General features: G+C 60.6%; 6 protein-coding genes. 3 read left to right on the plus strand and 3 right to left on the minus strand.

Going from position 1 to position 8,773, the window contains the following annotated elements; genetic code table 11:
• The first annotated feature begins 166 nt into the window (after window positions 1-166).
• Entirely contained in the window at window positions 167-1,507 is a 1,341-nt protein-coding gene (pepQ, locus tag GSF27_RS12260; RefSeq protein WP_160969459.1) for a Xaa-Pro dipeptidase, read from the plus strand.
• A gap of 57 nt (window positions 1,508-1,564) precedes the next feature.
• Here the strand turns inward: pepQ and GSF27_RS12265 are convergent, their stop codons facing one another.
• Window positions 1,565-1,945, minus strand: coding sequence for a cytochrome c5 family protein (locus tag GSF27_RS12265; protein ID WP_237457541.1), 381 nt, complete (start codon window positions 1,943-1,945; stop codon window positions 1,565-1,567).
• A 146-nt stretch (window positions 1,946-2,091) separates the two neighbouring features.
• On the minus strand, window positions 2,092-3,819 hold the full coding sequence (locus GSF27_RS12270) for a hypothetical protein (RefSeq protein ID WP_160969463.1): 1,728 nt from the start codon (window positions 3,817-3,819) through the stop codon (window positions 2,092-2,094).
• 202 nt (window positions 3,820-4,021) lie between these two features.
• Between GSF27_RS12270 and GSF27_RS12275 the strand changes: the two genes are divergently transcribed.
• On the plus strand, window positions 4,022-5,362 hold the full coding sequence (locus tag GSF27_RS12275) for an MFS transporter (RefSeq protein ID WP_160969465.1): 1,341 nt from the start codon (window positions 4,022-4,024) through the stop codon (window positions 5,360-5,362).
• Between the two features lie 78 nt (window positions 5,363-5,440).
• On the opposite strand, the gene GSF27_RS12280 is transcribed toward GSF27_RS12275, so the two are convergent.
• On the minus strand, window positions 5,441-6,043 hold the full coding sequence (locus GSF27_RS12280) for a hypothetical protein (RefSeq protein WP_160969466.1): 603 nt from the start codon (window positions 6,041-6,043) through the stop codon (window positions 5,441-5,443).
• Window positions 6,044-6,348: 305 nt separating this feature from the next.
• Between GSF27_RS12280 and GSF27_RS12285 the strand changes: the two genes are divergently transcribed.
• Entirely contained in the window at window positions 6,349-8,472 is a 2,124-nt protein-coding gene (locus tag GSF27_RS12285; protein ID WP_160969468.1) for a molybdopterin-dependent oxidoreductase, read from the plus strand.
• Window positions 8,473-8,773: the final 301 nt, after the last annotated feature.

The raw sequence follows: 8,773 nt of genomic DNA on the forward strand, positions 1-8,773 counted from the left end.
GACAAGTCGCATTCAGGGTGGCTGAACATCCTCTACAGTGTACGGGTAAAGCGCCGCCTTTTGCCATACGTCGGCAGGGGGCTTTCTATCTTCAGCCCGGGCTCGGGGCTGGTCGTGGGGCTGGTCGCCGCGCTAAGCTGTTTGGCCTGCATACAGAGGAGTTGCCATGACACGACATCGGGTGCCTGAAGGGCTGGCGGATCTCTTTCACGACCATGTGACGCAGCAGTTTCGCCGCTGGCGTGAGGTGCTCCAGGCGCAGGGCTATGAGCGGCTGCTGGTGTGTGGCGGGGAGCTGTTGCCGGCTTTCCGGGACGACGTTGCCTACCCCTACCGGGTCAGTCCCTATTTCAAAACCTGGGTGCCCATTGATGACCGACCCGGCTGTTACCTGTTGCTGGACCTCAACGATGAGCGGCCGCACCTGTTCTATCACTTTCCCGAGGATATCTGGCATAGGGTTGAGCCGTTAACCGACCCCGCCATTCAGGCGGCCTTCCGGGTGCATGTGTTTGCCGATCCCCAGGTGCTGGCGGACCGGCTCTCCTGCGACGCGCCCATGGCGCTGGTGGGGGCAGCGGAAACCGTGGTCTGGTCGGAGAATATTGAGCGCAACCCGCCGGCGCTGCTGCAGGCGCTGGACTTCCAGCGCGCCCGGAAATCCGGCTATGAGCTGGCCTGCATGCGGCTGGCCAGCCAGAGGGCTGCCCGTGGCCATGTGGCTGCCAGGGACGCATTTGTCGCTGGTGGCTCGGAGTTTGATATCCATCTGGCTTACCTGGCCGCCAGTCGCCAGCTGGAACCGGAGCTGCCCTACGGCAATATCATCGCCGTCAACGGTCATGGTGCGGTACTGCATTACGAGCAGAAACAGCGGCAGCCGCCACTGGTGCAGCGCTCGCTGCTGATTGATGCAGGTGCACAGGTGGCGGGCTATGCCGCAGATATCACCCGTACCTACGCGCTGGAGGAGACCTTTGGCGAACTGGTGGAGGCCATGGAACAGCTGCAGCAGGCCCTGATCGCCGAGTTGCGGCCGGGGCTGGGTTTTATCGACCTGCAGCAGCGGGCCCATCAGCTGTTGGCACAACTGTTGTGTGACCAGGGGCTGGTGCGGGCCAGCGCCGATGCGGTGCTGGAACAGGGCCTGACCCACGTCTTTTTTCCCCATGGCCTCGGCCATCTGTTGGGGGTGCAGGTGCACGATCGCGGGGGCTGGCTGCAGGATGGTAATGGGCCGGAGTTGGGGCCGCCGGCGGAGCACCCCTACCTGCGGCTGACCCGGGTGCTGGAGCCGGACATGGCGCTGACCATTGAGCCGGGGCTCTACTTTATCGACGCGCTGCTGGAGCCGTTGATGGGTGAGCTGCGGGGCAGCCTGATCCAGTGGGAGCGGGTGGAGGAGCTGCGGGGCTGTGGTGGCATTCGCATTGAGGACAACGTGGTCCTGCAGGCGTCGGGGGTGGAGAATCTCACCCGCGATGCCTTTGCCGGCCTCCCTGCCTGATGCGGGCAGGCATAAAAAAAGCCGCTGAAGAGCGGCTTTTTTTGTGAGACGACAGACTTACTTGGAGTTGTCGACCATGTGATCAACGGCCTGCTTGATCTCGTCGTCGCTGCAGTCCATGCACATACCCTTGGCTGGCATGGCATTGAAGCCGTTGAGGGCGTGGGTGTAGAGGGTATCCATGCCCTGGCCGATACGCGGCGCCCAGGCACCGGCATCACCCATCTTGGGCGCACCGGCTACACCGGCAGCGTGACAGGTGAAGCACTTGGTTTCGTACACTTCCTTACCGGAGCGGGGGCCAGCAGGAGCGGCGGCAACCGGCGCAGCGGCGCACTCGTCGCCGGACATGCACACTTCGCCCACAGGCTTCAGGCGCTCGGCGATAGCGGCACTCTCTTCAGAGGCAGTGGCGCTGACGGAAATCAGGATGCTCATGCCGGCAGCGGCCAGCAGGCTCAGAGTCTTGGTAAAACGGCTCACAGTAGTAGTCCCCTTCATTAATAGGCGCTGGCCGGGTCGGCCTCAGGCGGGGGATTATAGCCAAAAACCGTCGCTATAGAAAAACCTTAGTTTTATTGCGGTTAGTTCACCTGTTTCACTGGGGCCGGCAGTGCCTGCTCCATATGCACTGTGACCTGGCTGAAGGGGATGTTCCAGCCGTTGGCGTTACAGGTATCCACCGCGGTCCACTGCAGGAAACGGCCGATCTTCAGGTAAAAGGGTGCGGCTTCACCACTGAAGGCTGCCACCATCAGCAAATCGAGGGAGGAGGCGCCGGCTTCCTTGAACTCCACAAACAGGTTCTCCACGAACTGGCCAAACTCGGTCTGCCGGATGGCGTCGTTGAGCGCTGCCTGCAGTGTGGCGGGGATGGCGCGGGTGATATCCGCCTGCAGGTTGTAGTCCAGCCCGAAAGTGACCGGTACGGCGAAGCCATGGGAGAGGTTGCGTGGCGCGAGCCCGAGGAAGTCGGTGGTGGGGTAGAGCTTGGTGCCGCCCCCCACCACCAGCAATTGCACGTGTTCGGGGCTCTGCATGCCCACCTGACCCACGGTATTGTCCGGCAGCAGCAGCCAATCGCCCGCCTTGCAGGGAAACCAGGGTTCGTCCCGGCCCCAGCGCCGTGACACCAGCTGCACCATCTCCCGCAGCGGCAGGCGCAGGCGACCGCCACTGAGCAGGGGGTTAACCAGATCGGAATAAATATTAATGCGCGATACCCGCCAAGGCAGGCCGTTGTAAACCACCCGCTCGCCCTCCCGCACCGGCCCCAGGTTGAGCAGCAGGCGCGCCTCTTCCACATAGCGTGGCAGGGAGTTACGCAAGGCAAAAACAAGACCCAGCAGCAGGATGCAGAAGACGGTCAGCAACAGCCAGTCACCCATGGTGTAGAGGGTGGCGAGGGCGGCAATGATGGCCAGCACGACTGCCAGCACCTGCAATACCACGTGCAGTACGCGCGCCGAGAGGCGATCTTCCTTGTTCTGACCCCTTGCCACACGTTGTTCAAGCAGGTGGCTGCTGTAGCGTATCAGGGCAAAGGTGAGGGCGAAGGCGATAAGGGCGAGCAGCAGGTTGAGGCCGCGACCGCTGAGAAAATTCCTGAAACCGTTGAGTATGGCGGAGCCCTTGCTCTCCCCGCTCTCCAGCTTTTCCTGCAGTTGGAACTCGGTCAGTTGCAGGTCGTTTTGCAGCTGTTGCTGGCGCTGTTGCCACTCCTGCAGCAGGTCATTGAGCGCGGTTTTACTCTCCCCCGGACCTATGGCTGCCTGTAACCGCAGGATCTCTTCGATGGCCAGCCCTGTGGCGCTCAGGCGGGTGTTCAGGCTGGCGATTTTGCTGCGCAGCTTTTCGATCTGGCGTGGTCGCTCGGTGACCTGTTTCAACTCGTAGAGCAGCGGGCGGAAGATCTCTTCCAGCTCGCTTTGCCAGCTGAACTCCTTGTTGTCCGTGTCGTTGAACAGTGACAGGTCCACCGCACCGGTGGCGATCTGTTCGAAGTGCTCCACCTGATCCTGCAGTTGCAGGCGCTGTTTCTCCAGCGCCTGGCCGATGCGCTCCCTGCTGCTCTCGTCAGCGGCTTCCGCCAGCTGTTGCTGCAGCCGATCCACCTGCTGTTTGCTGTTGTGGATCTCGTCGATCAGCTCCTGCAGGCGCAGCAGTGTTTGCGGGTCGACCGCTTGCTCGCCGGTGGAACTGTGGGCGAGGCCGGCGTCCTTGGCCTGCAGGGTTGCCGGCAGGAGCAGCAACGCCAGCAGCAGAAGCGGGACCAGCAGGTCGAAGGGGCGGGTGGAGGGAGAGGAGTGCATAGTCAGTTCATGACCTTGTGTGCCTGTTAAGAACACAATCAGTTTTCATGATTCTGTTCCGCAGAACAAGGAGAAGTGCCGCATTCAGTTAGCTCCGGCTGCGTGCTAACCTAACGGGCCCTCGCCGGCAGCGGAGAGTTGTGGCCGGGGGATACAACCATAATTGAGTCAGATTTGAGAGGCAGAGACCCGGGGGAGAGATATGGCTGGCAACGGCAGCACCCAAACCACTGCAGACGATATCCTGCATGAATCGCGTATTACCTTTAAGCAGTGGGTCATTCTGGCACTCTGCTTTTGCGCCAGCATGGCGGAAGGCTTCGACATCGTCATTATTGCCTTTACCGCGCCGGCCATTACCGCCGACTGGGGCATCAGCTGGGATGAGCTGGGCATTGTGCTAAGTGCCGGTCTCTTTGGTATGACGCTGGGGGCCATGCTGCTCTCCTGGGTGGCGGACGTGTACGGGCGGCGCATCGTGGTCAGTTCTACCCTGGTGATTGCCGGTGTCGCTACTTGCCTGGTGGAGTTCGCCGAAACCGCCAACCAGCTGGCGATATTGCGGGTGGTGGCCGGTGTGGCGCTGGGGGTGCTGGTGGCTACCTTGCCGCCGCTGGTGGGGGAGTTCAGCCCCGGTCGTCACCGCACCCTGATTATCTCCAGCATGTTGGCGGGTAACTCTGTCGGCGGCGTGGTGGGCGGCTTCCTCGTCGCTGCGACCATCGCTGACTATGGCTGGCAAGCTATCTTTGTGGCTGCAGGCGCAGTGACCCTGGTGCTGGGTGTGCTGGTGATGTTACTGGTGCCGGAATCCATCGCCTTTACCATCAAACGTCGCCCGCAGTCGGCACTGGATGACGTCAATCGCACACTCGCCTACCTGGGGCAGGCTGCCATTGCCGAGCTGCCTCTGCTCAACAGTGATGGGCCGAAAGAGTCCGCCACCGTGGTATCGCTGCTGACACCGGCACGACGCGCTACCACACTGCTGTGCTGGGGTGCGTTCTTCTCCGGCTTCCTGGTGGTCTACTTTCTCAGCAGCTGGATGCCGCAGGTGCTTACCAATGGCGGCCTCTCCCAGGAGAAGGCCATCCAGGCCACCGCCGTCATTCCCCTCGGTTCGATCTTTGGCACCGTGCTGATCGGCTGGCTGGCGCGCTGGGTATCGCTGACCCGCATCATCGCCGTCGCCTTCCTGATCAGCACTGGCATCATGCTGTTGATCAGCGCCATGATGGAGAATATTGCCACCTTGCCCTTCGCCATGATCTGGGTGCTGTTGTTTGCCATTGGTATTTTCCTGATGGGTGCCTTCTCCAACCTCTACGGTGTGGCACTGACTGTTTACCCGGTACAGGTACGCAGCACCGGCATCGGCTGGTCCGCCGGCCTGGGCCGCGCCGGGGCGGTAATCAGTCCGCTGATCGCCGGCTGGCTGATTGGTATTGATGTGTCGCTGCACGCGCTGTTTATCTACTTCGCCGCGCCAGCGCTGGTGGCGGGCCTGTGTGTGGCGTTTGTGCGGATGCGGCAGTTGCCTTGAGGGCTGCACGTGCTGCACAAAAAAGGGACGCGCAAATGCGCGTCCCTTTTTCATTTACGGCTTACTGAACTGCGGTGTTCAGAGCCCGTCTTCGGGATTCAGGGTTCTCTCTGCCAGATCCTCTGCTGATTTTTGATTCCAGGCGGCCTCATACTTTTTCTGTTTGGCCACAATGCTGCTTTTATTGGCGGCAAACCAGGCTTCAGCTTTTTCAGTGAGTTGTGCGTTTTTGGTGTTTGCCTGCCACTGCTTAAACTCCGGGCTGTCGGTTCGGTACTGGGCGCCGGAACTGGACTTGATTGGCCACATCGAGAAGCGGGCTTTCCAGGCTCCCATCCTGGGGGTGACCAGACTGTAATAGGTCTTGCCGGCGCTCAGGTCTGCTTCCATAAAATCAGCGGCCTCGGAGACCACCATAAAAGTATGTTTGCCGGGTGAGGTGGCGTAACTGACTTTGGTGGCGTTGGAGATAATGCCGATAAAGACCGGTTCTTCATTGGTGACATCGTACAGTGATGCGTTGATGGCACTGCCGACAAAGGTATCCCGCATAAACACGACCTGTGCCTTGTCATCTCCAAGACTGGTCACCGTGGTTTGGTTGGATACGGCCATGGGGTTGGAAGCACACCCCACCATGGTTACGACGCTGAGCAAAAACAGAAGTTTGATATATTTCACGAACTCTCCTTGAGTGTTTTTATTTATCCTCGCCTTCAGATGTTCTGTAAAGGCTCGCAATTTATACATCGGTAAATCCCCTGTGTCACGGTGTCTTCTGTCGTTGCATTGTGTGGCCAGTGACTTTGATTCTGATGCCTGTAGAGTTTGCCGATTCCCCGACCCCCACGTGCCCGGTGATCCGAAAGATCATCAACAATGGTTTGAATGATCATTGATCACTTTCGGGGGCTCCCCTTCAATGATGCGGATATACAGCGAGCGGTTGTCGCTGGCTCCAATTCATAAAAAACAGAGGGGCCCCCATGCAGGATTCCATTACTACTCATTACCGCGCCTGTCACCTGTGCGAAGCGATCTGTGGACTGGAAATCACCACTCAGGGGGAAGAGATTCTCTCCATTCGCGGTGATAAACAGGATGCTTTCAGTCGTGGTCACATCTGCCCCAAAGCCACGGCCCTGCAAGATCTGCATACGGATCCCGACCGCTTGCGCAAGCCGGTAAAGCGCAGCGGTGATGGTTGGCAGGAGATCAGTTGGGAGGAGGCGATAAAACTGGCAGCTGAGGGCCTGACGTCGATTCAGCAGCGTGATGGCAATGATGCGGTGGCGCTCTATGCCGGCAATCCCAATGTGCACAATTACGGCAGCCTTACCCACGGTGGCTTGCTGCGCAAGGCGTTGCAGACCCGTAACTGCTACTCCGCTACCTCGCTGGACCAGCTGCCACATCAACTGGTTTCCATGGCACTCTACGGCCATCAGGCACTGATTCCGGTACCGGATATCGATCGCAGCCGCTATATGCTGATTCTCGGTGCCAACCCGCTGGCGTCCAATGGCAGCATCATGACGGTGCCGGATGTGACCAAGCGGCTGAAGGCGATTCAGCAGCGCGGCGGTCGTGTGGTGGTGGTAGATCCCCGCCGCACCGAGACTGCGACACTGGCGGATGAGCACCACTTTATCCGTCCCGGTACGGACGCGTTTCTGTTGCTGGCCATTATCCACACACTGTTTGCCGACAACCTTATTCGTCCCGGTCACCTGGTTGATGTGGTGCAGGGGGTGGATGCGGTACGCGAGGCGGTCAGGGGTATAACACCCCAGTTGGCGGCACAGGCAACCGGGATTGCTGCGGAGACCATCCGACACCTGGCGCGGGCCATGGCAGAGACCGATGGCTCGGTCTGTTACGGGCGTATGGGGGTTTCCACCCAGGCGTTCGGTACGCTCTGTCAGTGGGCAATTCAGGTGATCAATATCCTGTGTGGCTCGCTCGACCGCGAAGGCGGGGCCATGCTGCCGTCACCGGCGTTTGGCTATATCACTCGCGGCGCCAAAGGTGCCGGGCATTTCGCCCGTTGGCACAGCCGTGTCAGCGGCTTGCCGGAGTTCGATGGTGAGTTTCCCAGTGTGGTTCTGGCTGAGGAGATGCTGACTGCTGGCGAGGGGCAGGTGCGGGGACTTGTCACCATGGCCGGCAATCCGGTGTTGTCGGCGCCGGATGGTCGCGCCCTGGATCGTGCTCTGGCGGGGCTGGAGTTTATGGTGGCGATTGATTTCTACATCAACGAGACCACCTGCCATGCCGACCTGATCCTGCCTCCCACCGGGCCGCTGGAGCACGACCATTACGATATCGTTTTTCACCGGTTGGCGGTGCGCAACAGCAGTCGCTACAACGCGCCGGTGTTTGAACCTGCGGCTGGCAGCTGCCATGACTGGCAGATTCTGAACCAGCTTTCGGTAGCGATTGCAGCCGCCAGGGGTGGGAGCCTGAAGCCGCTGCCGGAGCCGGCGCAATTACTGGATATGGGTTTGCGGCACGGCCACTACGGAGAGCGCGGTGATGGTGAAGAGGGCTTTTCCCTGCAGTACCTGCAGCGGTTTCCCCACGGCGTGGATATGGGCCCTCTGGTGCCCGGGCTGCGTGACCGGTTGTGTACCGACGATGGCATGATCCACCTGGATGTCGATTTTATTTTGCAGGATATCGGCCGGCTCGTCGCCGCTGCGCCAGTGCTGGCTGAGGGGGAACTTCTGTTGATCGGCAGGCGCCATGTGCGCAGCAACAACTCCTGGATGCACAACTCGCAGCGGCTGGTAAAAGGCAAACCGCGCTGGCAGTTGTTGATGCACCCGTCTGACCTGAGACAGCGGGGTTTGCAGGATGGTGTGCAGGTGCGGATAGAGTCGCGCACCGGTGCGGTGGAGACCTCAGTGATGGCCAGCGACGAAGTGATGCCCGGAGTGGTCAGCCTGCCCCACGGGTGGGGGCATCGGCGCCAGGGCGTGCAGTTGCGCGTTGCCGGTGAGCAGGGTGGTGTGAGCTGTAACGACCTCACGGACCGGGGGTTGTTTGACGCGGTGAGTGGCAATGCGGCGCTGAATGGGGTGCCGGTGCGGGTGTCTGGGGTCGGGTAGCGAAATGTTGGTAACCGCAGGGTAGGAGCCCGGTCCTCCGGGCGATCAGTTCCCTGCGGGCTGGTCCCCATTGCTGTGCAATGGGTCGAACCTGGGAGGTTCTCATCACATCGCTAGGGTGCGCCATACATAAAAAAGCCGGCTTGTGCCGCGGTGCTGTGTGGGTGCGGAGTGCGGGGCGAGGATGGACTCATAACAGCCTGGGGGCTGTTATGACCCTGCGGGCTCGCTGCGCTCGGTCCCCATTGCTGTGCAATGGGTCGAACCTGGGAGGTTCTCATCTTGTCGCCAGGGTGCGCCA

Source organism: Pseudomaricurvus sp. HS19 (assembly GCF_009857815.1).
In the GTDB taxonomy this organism is placed as follows: domain Bacteria; phylum Pseudomonadota; class Gammaproteobacteria; order Pseudomonadales; family Cellvibrionaceae; genus Pseudomaricurvus.

What these genes read in the sequence shown, in the direction of transcription:
- pepQ (WP_160969459.1), top strand. Translation starts at nt 167, where the DNA reads ATGACACGACATCGGGTGCCTGAAGGGCTGGCGGATCTCTTTCACGAC.
- GSF27_RS12265 (WP_237457541.1), bottom strand. Translation starts at nt 1,945, where the DNA reads ATGAGCATCCTGATTTCCGTCAGCGCCACTGCCTCTGAAGAGAGTGCC.
- GSF27_RS12270 (WP_160969463.1), bottom strand. Translation starts at nt 3,819, where the DNA reads ATGCACTCCTCTCCCTCCACCCGCCCCTTCGACCTGCTGGTCCCGCTT.
- GSF27_RS12275 (WP_160969465.1), top strand. Translation starts at nt 4,022, where the DNA reads ATGGCTGGCAACGGCAGCACCCAAACCACTGCAGACGATATCCTGCAT.
- GSF27_RS12285 (WP_160969468.1), top strand. Translation starts at nt 6,349, where the DNA reads ATGCAGGATTCCATTACTACTCATTACCGCGCCTGTCACCTGTGCGAA.